The following is a 19,070-nucleotide window of genomic DNA, read 5'->3' as shown; positions in this document are numbered from 1 at the left end:
AAATTAAAGTAAGGATACTGTTTTTTAATTTTTGATATTGGTTGATATATTTCTTAAAATTTATAAATACTTAAATTTTACTATGCAAAAGTGGGAAAATCAAAAGGAATTCTATGCTTAAAAATTTTAATTTTTCTACTTCCGATTTGACTACTTGTGATGAGCTACAAATAGGCGACACAAATTTGCTTGACCAAGTACAGCAAGGAGCATGAGAATACTATAACTTGCTGGCAGGCGAGTCACAAAAAGCACTAGAGCTCTCACAAAGAGCCCTAGAGCTTGCGGCAAACGTTAGCGACAAACTGCTGCTAGCGCGCTCTTATCAAAACATAGGCGCAGCAAAAAAGATGCTAGACAAATACGACGAAGCGCTTGCTAATTTTCAAGAAGCTCAAAAAATTTATGACGTCACGCCAAATGCCCAAATGCGCGACGAGCTGCTTTGCATAAAGTCCATCTGTAACGCCTACTACATGAAAAATGACTTTGCAAAAGCCTACGAAAACCACATTTTAGCGTTAAATTTGCTTGATATCACACCAGAGTTAAGTGGCAACGAGCTTGTGCGATCAGAGCTTTTAGTAGAAGTCGCTAACGACCTAGTAAAGCTTGAGCAAAAGGACGAAGCTGCCAAAAACTACAAAGAAGTATTTGAAATTTTAAAAGGCAAGGAGCAAAACCCTCGCGCGCTTGGTCTTTTGGAGCGAGCTAGTAATGGGTTAAAAGAGCTTAACTAAAGTTTTTCTTTAGACTTTTTAGCACAAAATTTGCAAGCTCAAGTCCTTTTGAGCGGTGAGAAATTTTAAGCTTTGTCTCGTTATCTAGCTCGCCAAGCGTCTTGTTAAAGCCATCTGGGATAAAAAGTGCGTCGTAGCCAAAGCCGTTTGTGCCGCGCTCCTGGTTAATCGCTTTGCCATACATAAAGCCATGCGTCGTGTAATCTCCAAATTTTGAGCTAATGGCGATACAAGCGGTGTAGTGAGCTGGTGAGCTCTTTAAATTTAACGCCTTTAGCTTGCTAATTAGCTTTGCTCTGTTGTTTGCGTCATTTGCGTTTTTACCGCATACTTTGCCATTTTCATCAAGGTCAAAATAGCGAGCTGAGTAGATCCCTGGCTCGCCACCAAGCGCATCCACACTGATGCCACTATCATCGCTAAGTGCGATAAACTCACTATCAAGCCCTTGCTCTTTAAGCTTTGCAAAGACAGCTCTTGACTTTATGAGCGCATTTTGCTGAAAAGTGCTACCATCTTCAACGATCTCAAATGGCTTCACAACCTCGCTTAGTGCGTAAATTTCATAGCCTTTTAAAAACTCTTTTATCTCTTTTACTTTGTCTAAATTTGATGTCGCAAGCACGATTTTCATCGCAAAACTCCTTGATTTTTGGGCGTATTTTACAAAAAAGTAGATTAAATTTTTAAATTTAAATTAGTATTAAAATGATAAACTTAGTCCTTTTAAAAATAAGGGAAAATTTATGTTAAAAAGCGTTTTGCCACTATCTTTTATTGTAGCTAGCAGGTTTTTTGGGCTTTTTATAGTCCTGCCGGTGCTTAGCCTTTATGCCCTAAATTTAAGCGGCGCAAATGAGTTTTTAGTGGGGCTAATAGTAGGCGTCTATGCGATCTCACAGATGATATTTCAAGTGCCTTTTGGCGCTCTTTCAGATAAGATCGGCCGCAAAAAAGCCCTAACCATCGGTCTTTTGATATTTGTGGCTGGCTCTATCGTATGCGCTCTAGCAAGTGAAATTTACACGATGCTTTTTGGTAGATTTTTACAAGGTATGGGAGCCGTGGGAGCGGTAGCAACAGCGATGATAAGCGACTTTGTAGCTGAAGAAAATCGCTCAAAAGCCATGGCGATAATGGGCGCTTTTATAGGGCTTAGTTTTACGCTTTCGATGGTGCTTGGACCGCTTCTTGCTAGAAGCTACGGACTTTCAAGCCTCTTTTACCTAAGCGCTGCTCTTAGCCTGCTTTGCGTCGTGCTGCTCTACACCGTCGTGCCAAAAGAGATAAAAGTGAGCGCAAAGGCCCAGAAGGTGCCATTTGGTAAGCTCTTTTTGCAAAAAGACTACATGATCATAAATTTCACCTCTTTCATGCAAAAGATGCTCACAAGCATCGCATTTTTGGTGATCCCGATCGTTTTAGTAAAAGAGTATGGCTATGAGAGCAGCGAGCTTTACAAGGTCTATACGCTTGGTGCCGTGCTTGGCTTTTTGGCTATGGGGCTAGCTGGCGCCTTGGGCGATGGCAAGGGGCTTAGCAAGGTCATCTTGATAGCTGGCACATTGCTTTTTGCCCTAACCTACGCCATTTTTGCCCTTAGCTTTACGAAATTTATATTTGTGGTTGGCATCGCGATATTTTTTATAGGCTTTAACCTTCACGAGCCAATCATGCAATCAACCGCGACAAAATTTGTAAAATCCTCACAAAAAGGCACCGCTCTTGGCATCTTTAACTCATTTGGCTACTTTGGCAGCTTCGTTGGGGGCGCGTTTGGCGGATACATCATGCACGCCTTTGACTTTAAAGTGCTTGCCACCATCTGTGTGGTGCTTTGCGTGATCTGGCTTGTTTTGCTATTTAGCTTGAGTGACCCAAGAATCTTTAAAAATATCTACCTAAGCCCAGAAGCGAGCTTAAATTTAGAGCTTCTAAATAGCCAAAAAGGCGTGGTTGATTATTACAAAAACGAGAAAAATCAAGTGATCAAATTTGACTCTCGCCTAACAAGCGAGGCGGCCTTAAAAGAGAGCTTGAAGTTTTGATCTACGACGTCATCATCGTTGGTGCTGGCGCTAGCGGGCTCTTTTTAGGGGCAAATTTAAAGGGCAAAAAGATTGCCATTTTAGAGAAAAACAGCAGCGCTGGCAAAAAGATCTTAGCAAGCGGTGGCGGCAGGTGCAACATCACAAACCGCTTTGTAAGCGCCAAAAACTACCTTGGCGAGCAAAAATTTATAGAGCAAATTTTAAAAATACTAAGCCCTGATCAGGTTTTGAAATTTTTTAGTGAGCTTAAATTTAGCGAGCAAAAGCAAAATCAATTTTTCTGTGACAGCGGTGCAAAGAGCGTTTTGAGCCTCCTTTTAAAAAGGCAAAATGCAGATATTTTTTATAACAAAGAAGTTATCGGTGCTAAAAAAATAGATGAAATTTTTGAAATTTTGACAAAAGATGAAAAATTTAGAGCTAGAAATTTAGTCATCGCAAGTGGAGGATTAAGCTACAAAGCCCTTGGCGCAAGTGACATTGGCTATAAAATAGCAAATGATTTTGACATTGAAACATCAGCTCTTGCACCTGCACTTGTTGGATTTAGCGTGCAAAAAGATGAGTTTTGGTTTAAAGAACTTAGTGGCGTCAGCCTAAACGCAGATGTGGAGATAAATAGCAAAAATGAAAGCCATAAATTTAGTGGTAATCTGCTTTTTACACATAGGGGCATAAGCGGACCAGCAATACTAAACGCCTCGCTATTTTGGCAAAAGGGGCGAATTTGCATAAATTTTTTGTCCAAATTTAGTGAGAAAAATTTAATAAATGGCAAAAAGCAACTTAGTTCGGTTTTGCCCTTACCAAAGAGATTTGTGCTGGAGTTTTTAAAAAATTTTGGCTTAAAAGACAGAGCTTTTTATGAATTTAGCGATAATGAGAGACAAATCATAAAAAGGCTTTTTGCTTATGAATTTGCTCCAGCTGGGACATTTGGCTTTGAAAGAGCAGAAGTTACAAAAGGCGGTATAAAGAGTGAATTTTTAGATGAAAATTTACAAGCTTATAACGTTAAGGGGCTTTATTTTGTTGGTGAAGTCTTGGACATCACTGGCATGCTTGGCGGATATAACTTGCATTTTGCATTTGCGAGCGCTCTAAAGGTGGCTAGGGTCTTAAATCTATGATCTCCTAAAATTAGCTAGTTTTAGATAAATTTTCATATTTTAAATAAGATAAATTCACTATGGAAGTAAGCTTTTTAAGAAAATTTATTTAGAGTAATTTAGATGTTAAAAATTTATAATAAATACTTTAAAAAGATTTTATGCCAAACAAAAGCAACGAATTTTTGGAATAAATTTTATAGCCAAGCAAGCTAAACATTAGGTTGAATTTAATTTAAAGTATAAGCAGTTTAGGAATATTAGATTATCAAACTTCTTTTATAAAGCTAACAGCTTCAAATGGGTTTGAAAAAATATGTTTACTAAATTTCTCTAAATCGCTCTTTTGACCATATCCACAAGTTAGACCCACACCTGTAATAAAAGCGGCTTGTGCAGCCATTAGATCCATAATGGTATCACCTACCATAAATACATTATTTTTATCTTTATTAAGTCTAGTTAAAGCCAAATTTATTGGCTCTGGATTTGGTTTTGGATTAGCAACATCGTCTCTTCCAATAACAGTTTTTATATATTTCATAACTCCTAAATGCTCAAGCAAGATAATAGAAAATTTTGAAGTTTTAGTAGTAACTATACCTACATCAGCAAAGCTACTTGCCTCCTTCAATGCTTCATTTGCATAATCTAAAAGTACCGTCTCATCAAGATAAATTTTTTCATAGCAAGCTTTATACTCTTTTATATAGCTATCAATTAAATTTTTGCTTGCACCAAGTCTTTCAAACATTATTTCAAGCGGATGACCAACCAAAGACTTTAATGCATTATGGTCTGGCTCTTTTTTACCATGGGATAAGAAAGCTCTATTAAATCCTTTTAAAATAGCAGAAGTCGAATCAATAAGCGTACCGTCCAAATCAAAAAGTATGGTTTTTTTCATCATTTTCTCCGTAGAAATAAAAAAGGGCCTAGCCGAAGCTAAGCCCCTAAAAGAAGTAACTTTAAATAATAAGATTATTTATTGAAAGTAGCTTCAACGCGTCTATTTTGAGCGCGGCCTTCTTTAGTTTTATTTGTAGCAATTGGTTTAAGCTCACCGTAACCAACTGTTGAAATTTTATCCTCACTTACGCCATAGCCAGCAAGAACATCAGCTACTGCTTTTGCTCTTTTTTCAGATAGTTTTTGGTTATAAGCTTCTGCACCTACGCTATCAGTGTGACCAGCAAGTACAACTTTATAATCTGGGTGTTCGCCCATGAAGTCAGCTACTTTTTTGATCTCAGCTGCATATTTTGGTCCAACTTTGTAGCTATCAAATGCAAAGTTAACATCTAGATCTCTAAGAACGATAACTTTCTCGCATCCTCTTTCGTCAACAACCACGCCAGCTGGAGTGTTAGGGCATTGATCTATATCATTTGGCACGCCATCATTATCATCATCAAGAACTGGAGTTGCTGCTGGAGTTGCTGCTGCAACTGGAGCTGCTGCCACAACTGGAGCTGCTTTTGAGTCAAGACCGATACCAAAGCCTAGTGAATAGAATAGGTTATGATCAGCATGTTCAAATTTGATAGCGTCTCTTGCTTCTGCTTTAAGAGCGAATCTATCAGTTACTTGATATCTTAAACCAAAACCATATTGGCCAAAACCGCCATCTTCATTTTTAACAAAAATAGCTGGAACATCTTCATAACCAGCACCAACTAAGCCATATAGACTAACTGGTCCAAAATCAACTATATCTTTTATAAGATTTGCATGATATCTAAGAACTCTTCCTTCTCTTGTTAAGCTACCTGTTTTTTCTTTTGCTTTTTGAGTGTAATCAACACCAAGCTCTACTTGGTCAAAGAAAAAATCTTCAAGATTTCTAGCAGCTCTAACACCAACGAAGTTGTGGTCTTTTACACGTAAATTTCCCTCTGGGTGAACACCACCAATAGTTGGAGTAACTTCATAATTATATGCTGCGTTAGACGCAAAAACCGCTGTTGCGGCAACCATAGCTAAAGCAATCTTTTTCATATTTAGAATTCCTTTCTTAGGATTTATTTTAAAGTGGTTACATTTTAACTGAATAAAATTTAACCGACTCTAAATCATAATTTAATTAACAATGTAAATTTGAAATTTACACAACTTAAATTTTTGCAAATGCAAAAGCACTTGCAAAAATTCATTAACGTTTAGAGAATTGTGGGCTTCTTCTTGCCTTTCTTCTACCAAATTTCTTACGTTCAACAACACGAGAATCTCTAGTTAATAAGCCTTTTGGTTTAAGTGCTGCTCTAAAATCAGCATCCATATCAGCTAAGGCACGTGAAATGCCGTGTCTTAAAGCCTCTGCTTGTGCTGAATAACCGCCACCTAAAGTTGTGGCTACTACATCTATTAAACTCTCTTGTTTAGTAACCAAAAGTGGTTGAATTACTTTAAGCTTTATAGCTTCATGTCCGCCAAGCCAAGTGTTAAGATCCATACCATTTACTACGATTTTACCGCTTCCAGACTTTATCCAAACCTTTGCTACGGCAGTTTTTCTTTTACCAGTTGCATAAACTTTTGCCATAATTATTTTCCTTCTTTTTTAGCTATTTGTGCCGTATGAGGATGCTCACTGCCAGCATAAACTTTTAGTTTTTTTATCATCTCTCTTCCAAGTTTAGTTTTTGGAAGCATTCCACGAACAGCTAATTTAAATAGTTTTTCTGGCTTATTTGCTATCAAATCGCCAAATTTTTCACTCTTTACGCTACCAAAATATCCTGAGTGTCTGTGATAAAGTTTATCTTCAGCTTTGTTATTACCAGTAAATTCTACTTTTGAAGCATTTATGATGATAACATAGTCGCCACAATCTACGTTTGGCGTGAAGCATGGTTTGTTTTTGCCACGAAGTATAGTTGCTACCTCAGTTAGCAATCTACCAAAACGTTTACCAGCTGCATCAACAACGATCCAGTCTCGTTTAACTTCGTTTGGCTTTGTTATTTTTGTCATTTTCTTACCTTTGCCAAGTTAATTTTTGAGTTGTGATTGTATTTAAACAATGCTTTTATAAAGCTTAAATTAAGTAGCATTTAAACTTCAATATATGAAATTTTTCCATCAAGAGCGTAGAAGATGACGGCGATTATACTATGCTTTGGATAAAATTTACTTAATACCTCTTTGTATTCTCCAACTTGTTTTTTATTTTCCTCGATATTTTTATCTGTCGTTTTATAGTCAATCACACAAATTTCGCTCTCTCCAATACAAAATAAGTCCATCTGTTTTAGTTCGTTTTTTACTTTAAATGGCTGCTCTTTGTAAATTTCCTTATCTTTTACGAACTCTAGAAATTTTGGCTCATTTATTAGCATTTTTGCTCGTTTAAAGGTATCTTCAAGCCTATCAGGTGAGAGAAATTTATAAAATTTATTTAGCATTAAACTCTTAGCTTTTAAAAGCGAATTTTCATCAAATTTCTCACTCATCTCAAGCAAATAGTGAAACGCTAAGCCAAAATAGATTGCCTCTAAATTTTTACCGCTCGTTTTTTGCTCTCTTGCCTCTATCTCTTGCCTTTCTATCTTTAAAATTTCAGGCATTTTTTCATCTTTTGTAGTCTCTTTTTGCTCACTCTTGCTAGGCAAAATTTTACCAAAGCTAAACTCTTTTAGATCAAGATAGTCGTTTACTTCGCTTTTATCACTTCTAGTATAAAAAGAAAAAAAGCTAGGACTATTTCCACTTGGAGCGGCTTGTTTAATGATAATAAGCGACTTTGTGGCTCTTGTAAAGGCGACATAAATTTTATTGATATTTTCTTGCCTCTCAAGCTCTCTCATTTGCTCTAACACACCAGCATACTCAGGGTCAAAATTTTCTCTACCAGAAATTCGGCTTTTTACTATCCACTCGCCTTTTTCGCTATATTCGGTTATGAAGTTTGAGTCATCGCCCCTGCCCTTACTCATCATATCACAAACTATCACGTGAGCAAACTCCAGCCCTTTTGACTTATGAACAGTCATTATCTTTACGCCGTCAGCATTTTTAGGACTGATTTTAGAACTAAAATTTTCAAGATTAAAGATAAAATCACTTAAATTTTTGTAGCCATTGCTTAGCTCAAAAAGCCTTAAAATATCAACATCAGCCATATCTATATATAAATTTTTAGCTAGATAAAATAGGCTTTTTGTTGCGCTATCTTCGGCTTTTATTTTTAGCCTTTTAGGATTTGTATTTACAAGTGCTTTTACATTTTTTTCATAAATTTCTTCACCAAAAATACAAAATTTCGCATACTCGATGATCGCTGCAACAAACGGTGTTCGCTTTAGCTCCAAGGTGCCTTCATTTACGCTTTTTGTCCCCTCACTGCTAAGCACCTCTGAGATAAGACTGATGTCACTATTTTTCCAGCAAAGCACAGTTATCTCACTTGCATTTACGCCAGCAGCAAGTAGCTCTTTTACTTGTGAAAGTGCTGCACCCGCGATATCTTCATCGCTTAGCACACGCAAGTAGCCGTAGTCGTCTTCCTCGGCTTCAAAATAAGGACACTCGCCACTTACTTTGTAGCTTAGCTCCTTATCTTTTTTAGCTGGCTCTTGTGGCTCAAAGCTAAGCCCATATCTATGATAAATTTCTTCAAAAATAGCGTTATTAAATTTCACTAAAGCCTTTAAGCTGCGATAGTTACTTGGTAAATTTTCTATATCTATCTGACTAAAATCATCTCCAAGCTTATCAAAAAGCTCTTTTTTACCGCCCCTAAATTTATAGATACTTTGCTTCGTATCTCCAACATAAAAAAAGCTTCCGAGTCCGTTTTGTCCGTATCCCGAAACAATTTCATTGATAATTGGCAAGATGATCTCATATTGGATCACGTTTGTATCTTGGAACTCATCTATCAAAAGGTGATTTATGCGGCCATCAAGCCTGAAATAAAGCACATCTTTATCAAAATTTTCAACCAAAAGCTTAAAGACCAGCTTATTTATATCAGCAAAACTTAAAGCATTTATCTCCTTATTTAGCTCTAAATTTGAGTATTTATAAACGTTTAAGAGCTTGCTAAAACCGCTAAGTCTGTATCTTTCAACCTCCAAAATATACTCTTTTGCCGCCTCTTTTAGCTCGTTAAAGAGCCTATCAAGCTCACTTGTATAAATTTTGCTAAAAGTGCGGTAATCTAGGCTCTCTCTTTCAAAGACCTTATTTTTAAAAAGCTCAAACAAATTCTGCTCTTTAAATGTCTTTTTGGCCGTATCGCTAGCACCATTTTGCAAGGCTATATGCTCATTTATCTCTTTTTGCGCTGCTCTTACCTTGCTATCATCTGGATAGCTTGCGCCACTATCTTTTAGCTCACCGCCAAAGCTCTCATAAAATTTAGCCAAAGTCTGCGAAAAACTCGCCTCTTTTTGGCTTGAGATTATCATCATGAGTGCAAGCTCACTAAGAAGCTTTTGATCTTTACTTGCCTCTTTTACAAATTTTTTCCACGCCAGGTCTTGCAGACTATCTTGCACGCTGTAATCAGGACTAAGTCCTAAATTTTGACTAAATTTCTTTAGAATTCCAGAGAAAAATGCATCAAATGTATAAATTTTTAACTCACTTTGTAAAAACCTATCAAGCTTCTCATCGCGTCTTTTTATGACCTCATCTTGGCTCAAACTAAGCTCTTTGCAAAGCTTATCAAGCTCGTCTTTTTTGTTTTGCAAGTCCAAAAAAGTTGTGATTATGCGCTCTTTCATCTCATTGGCCGCTTTTTTGGTAAAGGTTAGAGCGATGATCTCGTTTATATTTTCGCCTCTAAGTACCAAAGCGATATAACGAACGCTTAAAGCGAATGTTTTCCCGCTTCCAGCACTTGCTTTTAGGGCTAAAAAATCTTTCATAACTCTCTCCTACAAAGTATGGCATACTCGCAAAATTTACAAGCTCCGCTCTTTCTTTCAAAATTTATCTTAGTATTATTTATACTCTTTAGATTTTCTATCTCAGTCTTTAGATCATCCACGCTTTTTTTCGAGTTAATAAGCACTGGTTCATTCTTTAGAGCAAAATAAGCACTTTTTACCTCGCTACCATAAAGTGCTTCATAAAATGCAAGCTGAAGTGAGTTCGCATTTGCCTCACCAGTTTTATAATCAAGTATAAAAGGCTCACCATCAGGGCCAGCATCGATCCTATCGATAATGCCTTTTATCTTTACATCACAAAAATCACTCTCTATATCTTTTTCACACTCAAGCACTCTAAAGCCAGCACTTAAACGTTTATTTTCAAACTCTGCGTATTCTTTAAATTTCTGCGACCAAATCTCAAGCTCAAGCGAAGAAAAATCTTGCTTTGCGAGTATTTCTTTAAAAATAGCCAAATCAAAGGTATTTTTTTGTCTATAAAAATCACTTGTGTAGTATTCATAAAGCGCCTTATGCACGCTATTTCCTTGCTTAGATCCTGGCTCAGTTGCTATTGCTTTTGCTCCTTTTATACCAGCTATCTTTGCGTAATAATACTTTCTTGGGCAGGTTAAAAATAAATTTAGTGTCGAAAATGATAGCGGTTTAGTGAAAAAATCATACTCCAAAATAATCTCGTCATCGCTTAAATTTAGGCTTGTATTTCCTTTTAAAAATAATTTTAAATACGCCTCATCACTAAATTTCTCATCTTTTATTGTTTTGAAATTTTTTAAAAATCTTGAAGGAATACTCTCTTCATTTAAAACACAGCTTATGGCGACCTTTTTGGCATTGTTTATAAGGCTTTCATAGTAAAATCTCTGCAAATTTTCACGCTCAAGGTAGCTTATAAGCCCTGCTTTTTGCCTCACTTTTGAGTTTAAAAACATCTCATTTGTGCTTCTTGCTGGGATAAAGTTATCATTAAAATCAACTATGATCACACCATCAAATTTCATTCCACGGCTCTCAAGCATGCCCATGACACTGATCTTTCCACCGCCCACATCATTGATGCTAAGGCGTAATATATTTAGCAAAAAAATTTCACTTAACTGCTTTAAGCTAAAGCTAAAATACCTACATAAATTCTCGATCCTAAAAAGCTCAAGTGCGAGCTTTTCTTCGCATCTTGACTCATTTTCAAGCATTAAAAGCTCATCTATTAGCTCTTTAAATTTAGCAAAGTCGCAAAGGTCAAAATATCTTGATTTAAATTTATTAAAAAGCTCTTCGCTTACACCAAGCGTGCTCAAGATAAAGCCAAGCTCCTCGTAGCTCTCACACTTATTTTGATCAAAAATCGGCCTTGCCTCTTCATTGATCGCTCTTGTAATGTAAAAAATCACCTCATAAAATTTTGTATTTTTAAAGCTCTCGCCCATAGCGTAGTTAAAAATTTTATCTCTATCATGAAGCCTTAAAATTTCACTAAAACTCTCATCTGGTAATATGACAGCGATATTTTCAGGCTTTATTCCATCACGCACAAACTCGCTCGCCTTTGCCATAGCGTAGGCACATTGCAGGCTTCTAGTGGCAAATCGCTTTTCTAAAACTGGCTCAAATTTTTTGATATTTTCTAAGCAAATTAGCTCATTTGTCTTTAAATTTAGCTCATATTTTTTGTAATTTTCAATCTCGCTAATAGCTGAAATTTGCTTTATTTTATTAATTAGCTTTGCATTGAAAACACTGGTTTGAAAGATAATTTTTAGCGTAGTTAGCTTTGAGATTTTCTCTAAAATTTCCCACTCAAACTCACTTAAAATTCCATCTATATGCAGTGAAATTTCACTAAAGCTTTTGATGTAAGTCTCATTTATGTTATAAATTTTTGGCAAGGTTATATCATCGTAGAGATTTTCTCTATCAAGCAAGCTCTCATACTCTTTTAAAACCTCTTCAAGTATGTTTAAATGCTCCTCAAAATTAGCGTAAATATCGTTAAATTTGATCTCTGCGATACTCTTTTTACTAATAGCTAGCTCTTTAAAAAATGAAAAAAGATAGTCATTATTTTTCAAAAACTCAAAAAACTCAGTTGGAATTTTAAGAACTGAGTTTGCCTTTTTGACACTGGCACAGGCTCTATTCATAAGCACTAAAGCATAGGTGCTATCAATCTCAAATCTACCATCTACATAAACTATCTTTTTATAAAACTCGGCAATGCTTAGGCTTTTTGGGATTAGCTCATCATTAAAACTTGCATTAAATTCACGAATCTTACGCGAGTTCGTAAATACAAAAAGTTGGTTTAGGTTATGCATTTTTCTCTCTTAAATTTTTAAGCAATGATAGCTAAATGCTGATAAAAGAGCGCTTTTTACGCTTAGCCAAAGCTTTAAATTTTCATCTAAATACATTAAAATTTTAAGCCTTAAAGAGCCAAAAGCTACAATCACAAAAAAGGAGCAAAAATGCATAAAGAGTTAAACAGACAAGGTTTTTACTACGGCTTTCCGGTTTTACTGGCTACCACAAAAGATAAAAACGCAAACGATGATATCACGGTGCTTTCATCTTCTTGGACATTAGGGAACACGGTAGTACTTGGCATAGGCATTGAAAATCAAGGCTTTAAAAATATCAAAAATGGTTCAGATATCACGCTAAATTTATGTGATGAGGGTCTGTTAGAAGCTGTGCAAAAAATGGAAAAACTAACTGGCGATAGTAACGTACCAGAAGAAAAAAAGAATCTTGGCTACATCTACGAGCACGACAAATTTAAGGTGGCAAATCTCAGCAAAGAGCCTGGTATAAATGCAAAAACCGTCAGAATAAAAGAGTGCAAGATACAGATAGAAACAGTTATAGAAAAGATAGAGTTAAAAGAGTGGTTTAGCATCGTTACTTGCAAGATTGCAGGCATTTTTGTAGATGAAAATTTGCTAAAAGATGAAAAGATAGATACGCAAAAATGGCATCCATTAATCTATAAATTTAAAGAATATGTCGGCACTTGCGAGCGTTTAGGATTAAATTTTGGATTTAAAGAGATTTGATTTATAGCTTTATTTAATAAAAACTTAGTATTTTGGTTTTAAATTTGGCCAAAAGATTAGTTTATTAAAATTTAAGCCCAGCTTTGAAATCTTTTCCATATACCAAAGCTGCAATTTTAAGATCATTTTGTGACATTAATGTCAAATTTATAATACCTTGTATCATTAGTGTCACTTAGCCTTAAAAGTAGCTGCCACCTGCCTTCTCTTAGACTTGTTTCTTCGCTTACTAGATCATTTTCTTGCCGTGAAGCTCTTAAAATTTTATTTTCTTTATTTGTCTGTGGGCGAGTAAGTAAAATTTCATATTTTAAAGCTGAAATTTCTCCTTTTTTAGGAGTTAGATGAAATTTAAACTTAGCATTTAGAGCATTAAAATTTGGCTCAAATTTTAGATCAAATTTCTCATCAAAACGTTTTTCACTATCTTTGATAAAGGTTATGTTTTCATCGACATTTTGGTAGCTTTGCATATAAGAGCTATCCATTTCGACTGGATGTTTCAGTGCTATGATGATCGTTACTGCACAAGCGATAATGATAGCAATGAAGCTAAGCACAATAGCATAAGGCCAAAAGGTTTTTTTATCCATTTTTTACCTTTTTATAAAAGATAACAATTATAAAAAATGCAACCAAGCCATAGATGAAAAATCTTAAAAAATTTAACGTAGTTTTGTTTGAATTTCCAACACTACTTTTAAGCTGTAAATTTAAGCTAGATGCGATTTGCTCGGCAATATCAGCGTAGCCATTTAATATAGCAGCATTATAGATATCTTTGCCATTTTTAGAAACTAAAATAGGAATTATCGTTCCTGATTCTGGATTTACACTTAAAATTTGTCCTTTATTAAAAAGCTTTGAAGTATTAGCATCGGCAAAAATTTCTACTTTCTTTTTGCCTTTTATAAGCAGTAAAAAAGCATAAGGTGAGCTAAGGTTTTGCTCTTTAAAAAGAGTTTCTAGCTCACCATCTTTATATACGCCAACTACTAAATTTATACCGCTTTTTGTGTAAAGCTCACTGCCGATCTCATTTAGCTTTACACTTACTTTTTGGCTTAAAATTTCATCATTATTTATCACAAAATTTGCTCCCAAAGCCAAACTTTGTGAGAGCAAAAATATAAAAATGAGTATAAATTTTCTCACACCTAGCCTACAAAAAGGTGGTTTGATGTAAGCACTGACCACGCACAAATAGCTCCTGCAACAACTATAAGCAAGATTATGGCTTTTTCTATTATGCTTAGCATCACTACTCCTTTATAATGACGTGTTTAGCGTTATCAACGCTCTTCATCTCAATGCTACTTGCATCTTTTAATGAGTAAGGCTTGGTTGCTACATCTTTTTGCAAGCCAATACCAATATAAGTAAGTACACCAAGGATAGATAGCAAAAGCAAAACTGCCACCAAATAACCGCTAATGCCATTTAAAGCAAAGATGTTTCTATTTTTATTTTCCATTATTCGCCCTTTGATAGCGATATGACATATTCGCCAACTGCTTTTTGTTGTATCTCGTTTAATCTACCATCATTAAATTTAGGCATAACACCGATGTTGCCGTTTTTACCACGATTTAGTACATCTACGATGAACTCACTTGAACCATATTTACTAATATCAGCCGACATACCATCCATGCCTTTGCCATCATCTCCGTGACAAGCTGCACAAGCTGCGTAAAGCTCTTTTCCCATAGCTACTAAATTTTCATTTTTTGTACTTTTTATAGCACTTATCTCTTTTGCAACATAAGCTGCGATAGCCTTTGCTCCATCAGCATCAGCTAGCCCTGCTGGCATCTCACCCATAGGATAATCAAGCCCTTTTGAGCCATTTAGTATCGTATCAATTATTCCTTGTTCGCTACCCCAAATTTGCAAATTTGCAGCTTTGCCACCAATGCCATCGCCTGTGATGCCATGACATGCTGAGCATTGCACCAAAAATACGCTCTCTCCCATAGCGTGAAGCGTTTCTTTGCTTGGGTTTGAATACTCTTTTTCAAATTTAGCGTTTGCCTCTTTTACCTCTTTATTATATTCACCGATTTGTGAGTAAGAATTTAGTGGATAACCTAGTAAATAATACCAGATCGCCCAAACAAGCGTTAGTAAAAAAACTACCGCCCAACCGAATGGAACTGGATTTTTATACTCGCCTATCCCATCCCAGTTATGCTCGCTAAGCTCTACACTTTCATCTTTTTTAACTTTCATTTGACCAACATACTTACCAGCTACAACGACAGTTAGTACGATAATTAAGATGGCACCTATTAACGCAAGTAAATTTATATTATCTTCTAAATTTAGCCATTGCATACGCTCTCCTTTGTAGCCTTTTGCTCTAAAATTTTACTTCCGATCTCATCATCTAGGGCTAATTTCGAATATTTCTCATAATTTCTTCTACCTTGCTTTTCACTTTTGTAAAGATGAAAAAAATAAGCGTACAAAGTGATAGCTAAGAATGCTGTCAAAATAAAATAGCCATAAGCTTGAAGTTCTCTAATATCCATTATTAACTCCTATTTTAGGCTATTTAGATAGGCGATAAGTGCCACGATCTGGCGAATTTCACCCTTTGCAAAGGCACTTTTTACTTGCTCATCTTTCATACTTTCAACGATACTTGCAGCCTGCTCTTTCACGTTGGCATTTGCTTGCTCAAAAGTACCAAGAGCTGGCATATCTTTCTCATCATAAGGCGTGTTAAAGACCTTTTTAACAGTTAGTGCTTCAGCGTAAGCGGTCTCTATATCAGCATTTTTCTTAAATAAAAATGGATATGCTGGCATGATCGAACCTGGCACAACAGAGGCTGGGTTTAACATATGATTTTCATGCCAATCTGTCGTTCTATAATTACCCACACGCATAAGATCTGGGCCCGTTCTTTTTGAACCCCAAAGATGCGGACGATCATAAGCAAATTCGCCACTTAGCGAATACATGCCATATCTATCAGTCTCAGCTTTAAACGGACGTATCATCTGTGAGTGGCAGGTGTTGCAACCATTTTGTATATATATATTTTTTCCAGCAAGCTCTAAAACCGTATAAGGTTTTGTACCCTCAAGTGGCCTAGCTCTATTTGCAAAGTCAGGTAAAATTTCTACCACGCCAGCATAAGCTATGACTATAAAGACGCAAACTGCAAAAAAGAATGGATTTTTTTCTAACCAAGCAAACATTACATCACCTCCGCATTGGCTTTAGCACTACCCATAGGCGTTGCACTTTTTGGCTCTGCCAAAATAGCTTTAGCAGAAGTTGATTTGTAGATATTGTAAGCAAACATCAAAAAGCCAATCAAATATAAAAGTCCACCAATAGCTCTAATGTAATAATAAGGTATAAGTACTACGACAGTATCAATAAATGAGTAGAGTAAATTTCCATAGCTATCGGTCGCTCTCCACATCATACCTTGCGTAATACCAGCAATCCACATCGAAGCAAAGTATAAAACGATACCTGTTGTTTGTATCCAAAATTGAGCTTCCATTAAGGATTTTGAATAAATTTCACGCTTAAAGACACGTGGCGTCATATGATAAAGTGCCGCCATAGTCATAAAACCAACCCAGCCAAGTGCACCATCATGTACATGTCCTGGTACCCAGTCAGTATAGTGAGCTAGTGCATTTACAGATTTAATAGCTAAGATAGGACCTTCAAGAGTTGAAAACATATAAAAAGTTGAAGCTAGAATCATAAATTTAATAAGCGGGCTCTCGCGAAGTTGCGTCCATTCGCCTTTCATTGTAAGAAGCATATTAATAGCTGAACCCCAAGAAGGTAAAATCAAAACAATAGAAAAAACCGAACCCATAGTCTGCATCCAATCAGGCACAGCAGTATATATTAGGTGGTGACCGCCAGCCCAAAGATATATAAACATAAGGCCCCAGAATGAAAATAACGAAAGCTTATAAGAAAATATTGGCTGTCCGCTCTCTTTTGGCAAGAAATAATAAATTTGGGCAATGATCGCTACTGTAAATACAAACGCAACTGCGTTGTGACCGTACCACCACTGAACCAAAGCATCATTTGAGCCAGCATACATCGAAACTGAGTGTAGCCATGAGCCATATCCACTAACTAGTCTTGTTGGAATTTCCATGTTATTAAATAGATAAAGCATAGCAACGCCAAGAAATGTAGCAATGTAATACCAAACTGAGATGTAAAGTGTCTTCTCACGGCGTATACCAATAAGTCCAAATATACTAACGCCCCAAAGCACCCAGACTACTACTACTGCGATATCTAGTGGCCACTCAAGCTCGGCATACTCTTTAGATGTACTCTCGCCCATAAAAAGTGTCACGACAGCTAGAATCATAACAAGTATATAAAGCCAAAAATGAAGCTTACCAATGAACATCAAAAACGGAGATTCACTCATTGATACTTTTAGGACACGCTGTCCTATGTAATACCAAGTGGCAAATATACCAGAGAGCATAAAACCAAAAATGATACCGTTAGTATGAAGAGGACGCAATCTACCAAATGCCGAATACTCACCAGCTATATAGTTTAGATCAGGACAGGCAAGCTGAAAAGCTACCAAAACACCAATAGCCATGCCAACAATACCAAAAAATATCGTGGAGAACATAAAGAGTTTTGCCACACTATAATCATAATGTAGCAACTGGGATGGTCGCATAAATTTTCCTCCTAGTTAAATTTATATTAATTTTCGGTTATTTTAGAGTAGAAAAACTATAAAAAGACTTAATTAATATAAATTATCTTTTACTAAGAGAGTCTTCTATCTATTTTGTAACCAAGCCCAGGAACATTTTTTATAAAATTACTGCCAACTTTATCTCTAACACGTTTAACAAAGGTCCTAATAGCAGCTTCTGTTACGCTCTCGCCAATCCAAACAACATTTTTTATTTCATCGTGAAGTACAAGCGTACCAAGTCTTTTTATGAGTAAGGATATAAAAGCAAGTTCTTTTTTTGTAAGAGAAATTTCAACACCATCTCTGATAAGCACACGTTTTATTTTATTAAAACTATATCCATTTGTAACCTGAATAATATTTGCTGTTTCTATCTTATTTTTAGCAACATTTTCTAAAGTAACCAAAAAATCATCAAGATCAATCGGCTTTAAAACGTATTTATCAATACCAACATCTATCGCTTTTAGAAGTGTTTCTTTTTCACTATTTGTACTAAAAACTATAATAGGTGTATCTTTTGAAATTTCTTTAATGCTTTTAGCCATATCAAGGCCATTCATTATAGGCATAAAAACGTCTGTTATAACCATATTTGGATTATATTTTTTAAATTTCTTAAGTCCTTCATCTCCATTTTGAGCAGTGATAACTTTTTCGAATTTATCTCGCATAACTTCTTGTACTATTTTTTTACCATCTCCCTCATTTTCAACGATAAGAACAGTTAGATTATTAAGAATCTTGCTCATTTATTCTTCCTTTTTGGTTATATTTATCAAACTTCATAAATTTTGACGCAATTAACAATTATTTCTCTTATTTTTTATCTTAAGCATTTGCTCTATATCCTAAAAATGATAGATAAATTCCATTTATTATCATTATGCTAGCTGAGATCTTAAACATTATGTCTTTAAATTTTTCATTTAAAATTCCAAATACAAAGCTAGCTAAAAGCATAGCTGGCAATGTACAAAGACCAAATACAAGCATTATAAAAGCCGAATCAATAAAATTTGCACTTAAAATCCCAAGTGCCAAAAAATAATAAACCACACCACAAGGCAAAAAGCCATTTAAAAAACCAAGTAATAAAAAATTTGCTAAATTTTTCTTTTGAATCCTTGTTTTTGCAATTCTTACTACAAAATTAAGCGCCTTTTGATTCTCTACAAATTTTAAAAGCTCACCCCTAAAAAGTAAGGCAATGCCGATAAACGCGATCACTAAACCAACTATGAAAAATATAAGACCTCTTGCCTGCATGCTAAAGCTAATAACAACTCCAAAGGCGCCAAACAAAGCTCCTAAAACTACATAAGCAAAAATTCTAGCTAGACTATAAAGTGTGCTTAGCATTAAAATTTCTATTTTATTCTTACCTTTAAAAAATAGAGTCTGCAAGCTCAAAAATCCGCTGCACATACCTACACAATGACTAAAGCTACTTAAAAATGCAACTGAGACAATCATGTAAAGGTTTATGTTTTGCAT

General features: G+C 35.6%; 20 protein-coding genes. 4 read left to right on the top strand and 16 right to left on the bottom strand.

The annotated features are described in order from the left end of the window. The first annotated feature begins 227 nt into the window (after positions 1–227). Positions 228–740 (top strand): tetratricopeptide repeat protein, encoded by a 513-nt coding sequence (locus tag CYP54_RS03510; protein ID WP_181001515.1) that lies wholly within the window; start codon positions 228–230, stop codon positions 738–740. Here the strand turns inward: CYP54_RS03510 and CYP54_RS03505 are convergent. Further along, positions 733–1,374, bottom strand: coding sequence for a non-canonical purine NTP pyrophosphatase (locus CYP54_RS03505; protein WP_103604221.1), 642 nt, complete (start codon positions 1,372–1,374; stop codon positions 733–735). The genes CYP54_RS03510 and CYP54_RS03505 overlap by 8 nt on opposite strands. A 112-nt stretch (positions 1,375–1,486) precedes the next feature. On the opposite strand from CYP54_RS03505, the gene CYP54_RS03500 reads away from it, so the two are divergent. Continuing rightward, complete coding sequence (locus CYP54_RS03500) at positions 1,487–2,788, top strand: MFS transporter (RefSeq protein WP_103604220.1); 1,302 nt, start codon at positions 1,487–1,489, stop codon at positions 2,786–2,788. Beyond that, complete coding sequence (locus CYP54_RS03495) at positions 2,785–3,921, top strand: BaiN/RdsA family NAD(P)/FAD-dependent oxidoreductase (RefSeq protein WP_103604219.1); 1,137 nt, start codon at positions 2,785–2,787, stop codon at positions 3,919–3,921. The genes CYP54_RS03500 and CYP54_RS03495 overlap by 4 nt, the downstream gene beginning before the upstream one ends. 247 nt (positions 3,922–4,168) lie before the next feature. Here the strand turns inward: CYP54_RS03495 and CYP54_RS03490 are convergent, their stop codons facing one another. The 6 genes from CYP54_RS03490 to CYP54_RS03465 form a co-directional block, all read right to left on the bottom strand. Further along, complete coding sequence (locus CYP54_RS03490; RefSeq protein WP_103604218.1) at positions 4,169–4,807, bottom strand: HAD family hydrolase; 639 nt, start codon at positions 4,805–4,807, stop codon at positions 4,169–4,171. Positions 4,808–4,881: 74 nt separating this feature from the next. Next, positions 4,882–5,898, bottom strand: coding sequence for an OmpA family protein (locus CYP54_RS03485; RefSeq protein WP_103604217.1), 1,017 nt, complete (start codon positions 5,896–5,898; stop codon positions 4,882–4,884). Positions 5,899–6,052: 154 nt separating this feature from the next. Continuing rightward, positions 6,053–6,442, bottom strand: a complete 390-nt coding sequence (gene rpsI / locus CYP54_RS03480) for a 30S ribosomal protein S9 (RefSeq protein ID WP_002939337.1) — start codon at positions 6,440–6,442, stop codon at positions 6,053–6,055. A gap of 2 nt (positions 6,443–6,444) precedes the next feature. Next, entirely contained in the window at positions 6,445–6,873 is a 429-nt protein-coding gene (gene rplM, locus CYP54_RS03475; protein ID WP_002939292.1) for a 50S ribosomal protein L13, read from the bottom strand. Positions 6,874–6,953: 80 nt separating this feature from the next. Then, positions 6,954–9,773: a RecB-like helicase gene (locus tag CYP54_RS03470; protein ID WP_103604216.1), complete on the bottom strand. Its 2,820-nt coding sequence runs from the start codon at positions 9,771–9,773 to the stop codon at positions 6,954–6,956. After that, the gene (locus CYP54_RS03465; protein ID WP_103604215.1) at positions 9,770–12,115 is read right to left on the bottom strand and encodes a PD-(D/E)XK nuclease family protein; all 2,346 of its coding nucleotides are present in this window, start codon (positions 12,113–12,115) and stop codon (positions 9,770–9,772) included. The genes CYP54_RS03470 and CYP54_RS03465 overlap by 4 nt, the downstream gene beginning before the upstream one ends. A gap of 150 nt (positions 12,116–12,265) precedes the next feature. On the opposite strand from CYP54_RS03465, the gene CYP54_RS03460 reads away from it, so the two are divergent. Beyond that, on the top strand, positions 12,266–12,853 hold the full coding sequence (locus tag CYP54_RS03460) for a flavin reductase family protein (RefSeq protein WP_103604214.1): 588 nt from the start codon (positions 12,266–12,268) through the stop codon (positions 12,851–12,853). 122 nt (positions 12,854–12,975) lie between these two features. Here CYP54_RS03460 and CYP54_RS03455 read toward each other — a convergent pair whose 3' ends face one another. The 9 genes from CYP54_RS03455 to CYP54_RS03415 form a co-directional block, all read right to left on the bottom strand. Next, entirely contained in the window at positions 12,976–13,446 is a 471-nt protein-coding gene (locus tag CYP54_RS03455) for a FixH family protein (RefSeq protein WP_103604213.1), read from the bottom strand. Then, entirely contained in the window at positions 13,439–14,008 is a 570-nt protein-coding gene (locus CYP54_RS03450; RefSeq protein WP_103604212.1) for a hypothetical protein, read from the bottom strand. The genes CYP54_RS03455 and CYP54_RS03450 overlap by 8 nt, the downstream gene beginning before the upstream one ends. A 106-nt stretch (positions 14,009–14,114) precedes the next feature. Further along, on the bottom strand, positions 14,115–14,327 hold the full coding sequence (locus CYP54_RS03445) for a DUF4006 family protein (protein ID WP_021090794.1): 213 nt from the start codon (positions 14,325–14,327) through the stop codon (positions 14,115–14,117). Further along, the gene (locus CYP54_RS03440; protein ID WP_103604211.1) at positions 14,327–15,190 is read right to left on the bottom strand and encodes a cbb3-type cytochrome c oxidase N-terminal domain-containing protein; all 864 of its coding nucleotides are present in this window, start codon (positions 15,188–15,190) and stop codon (positions 14,327–14,329) included. The genes CYP54_RS03445 and CYP54_RS03440 overlap by 1 nt, the downstream gene beginning before the upstream one ends. After that, positions 15,178–15,390, bottom strand: coding sequence for a cytochrome c oxidase, cbb3-type, CcoQ subunit (locus tag CYP54_RS03435; protein ID WP_081004420.1), 213 nt, complete (start codon positions 15,388–15,390; stop codon positions 15,178–15,180). Before CYP54_RS03435 ends, CYP54_RS03440 begins: the two co-directional genes overlap by 13 nt. 6 nt (positions 15,391–15,396) lie before the next feature. After that, positions 15,397–16,062 carry a cytochrome-c oxidase, cbb3-type subunit II gene (ccoO, locus tag CYP54_RS03430; protein ID WP_084041629.1) on the bottom strand — a complete coding sequence of 222 codons (666 nt, stop codon included), beginning with the start codon at positions 16,060–16,062 and terminating at the stop codon, positions 15,397–15,399. Continuing rightward, positions 16,062–17,549 (bottom strand): cytochrome-c oxidase, cbb3-type subunit I, encoded by a 1,488-nt coding sequence (ccoN, locus tag CYP54_RS03425; protein WP_084041628.1) that lies wholly within the window; start codon positions 17,547–17,549, stop codon positions 16,062–16,064. Before ccoN ends, ccoO begins: the two co-directional genes overlap by 1 nt. Before the next feature lie 92 nt (positions 17,550–17,641). After that, positions 17,642–18,325, bottom strand: a complete 684-nt coding sequence (locus CYP54_RS03420) for a response regulator transcription factor (protein WP_103604210.1) — start codon at positions 18,323–18,325, stop codon at positions 17,642–17,644. A gap of 79 nt (positions 18,326–18,404) precedes the next feature. After that, a complete protein-coding gene (locus CYP54_RS03415; protein WP_257639240.1) occupies positions 18,405–19,070 on the bottom strand; it encodes a sulfite exporter TauE/SafE family protein in 666 nt (221 codons plus the stop codon).

The sequence above is a fragment of the Campylobacter concisus genome, assembly GCF_002914005.1.
Lineage (GTDB): Bacteria > Campylobacterota > Campylobacteria > Campylobacterales > Campylobacteraceae > Campylobacter_A > Campylobacter_A concisus_N.
The sequence above is the reverse complement of the archived record's forward strand: the minus strand, read 5'-3'. Positions and strand labels throughout refer to the sequence as shown.

Coding starts and splice junctions, on each gene's coding strand:
- CYP54_RS03505 (WP_103604221.1), bottom strand. CDS start 1,374: ATGAAAATCGTGCTTGCGACATCAAATTTAGACAAAGTAAAAGAGATA.
- CYP54_RS03500 (WP_103604220.1), top strand. CDS start 1,487: ATGTTAAAAAGCGTTTTGCCACTATCTTTTATTGTAGCTAGCAGGTTT.
- CYP54_RS03490 (WP_103604218.1), bottom strand. CDS start 4,807: ATGAAAAAAACCATACTTTTTGATTTGGACGGTACGCTTATTGATTCG.
- CYP54_RS03485 (WP_103604217.1), bottom strand. CDS start 5,898: ATGAAAAAGATTGCTTTAGCTATGGTTGCCGCAACAGCGGTTTTTGCG.
- rpsI (WP_002939337.1), bottom strand. CDS start 6,442: ATGGCAAAAGTTTATGCAACTGGTAAAAGAAAAACTGCCGTAGCAAAG.
- rplM (WP_002939292.1), bottom strand. CDS start 6,873: ATGACAAAAATAACAAAGCCAAACGAAGTTAAACGAGACTGGATCGTT.
- CYP54_RS03470 (WP_103604216.1), bottom strand. CDS start 9,773: ATGAAAGATTTTTTAGCCCTAAAAGCAAGTGCTGGAAGCGGGAAAACA.
- CYP54_RS03465 (WP_103604215.1), bottom strand. CDS start 12,115: ATGCATAACCTAAACCAACTTTTTGTATTTACGAACTCGCGTAAGATT.
- CYP54_RS03460 (WP_103604214.1), top strand. CDS start 12,266: ATGCATAAAGAGTTAAACAGACAAGGTTTTTACTACGGCTTTCCGGTT.
- CYP54_RS03455 (WP_103604213.1), bottom strand. CDS start 13,446: ATGGATAAAAAAACCTTTTGGCCTTATGCTATTGTGCTTAGCTTCATT.
- CYP54_RS03445 (WP_021090794.1), bottom strand. CDS start 14,327: ATGGAAAATAAAAATAGAAACATCTTTGCTTTAAATGGCATTAGCGGT.
- CYP54_RS03440 (WP_103604211.1), bottom strand. CDS start 15,190: ATGCAATGGCTAAATTTAGAAGATAATATAAATTTACTTGCGTTAATA.
- ccoO (WP_084041629.1), bottom strand. CDS start 16,062: ATGTTTGCTTGGTTAGAAAAAAATCCATTCTTTTTTGCAGTTTGCGTC.
- ccoN (WP_084041628.1), bottom strand. CDS start 17,549: ATGCGACCATCCCAGTTGCTACATTATGATTATAGTGTGGCAAAACTC.
- CYP54_RS03420 (WP_103604210.1), bottom strand. CDS start 18,325: ATGAGCAAGATTCTTAATAATCTAACTGTTCTTATCGTTGAAAATGAG.
- CYP54_RS03415 (WP_257639240.1), bottom strand. CDS start 19,070: ATGCAAAACATAAACCTTTACATGATTGTCTCAGTTGCATTTTTAAGT.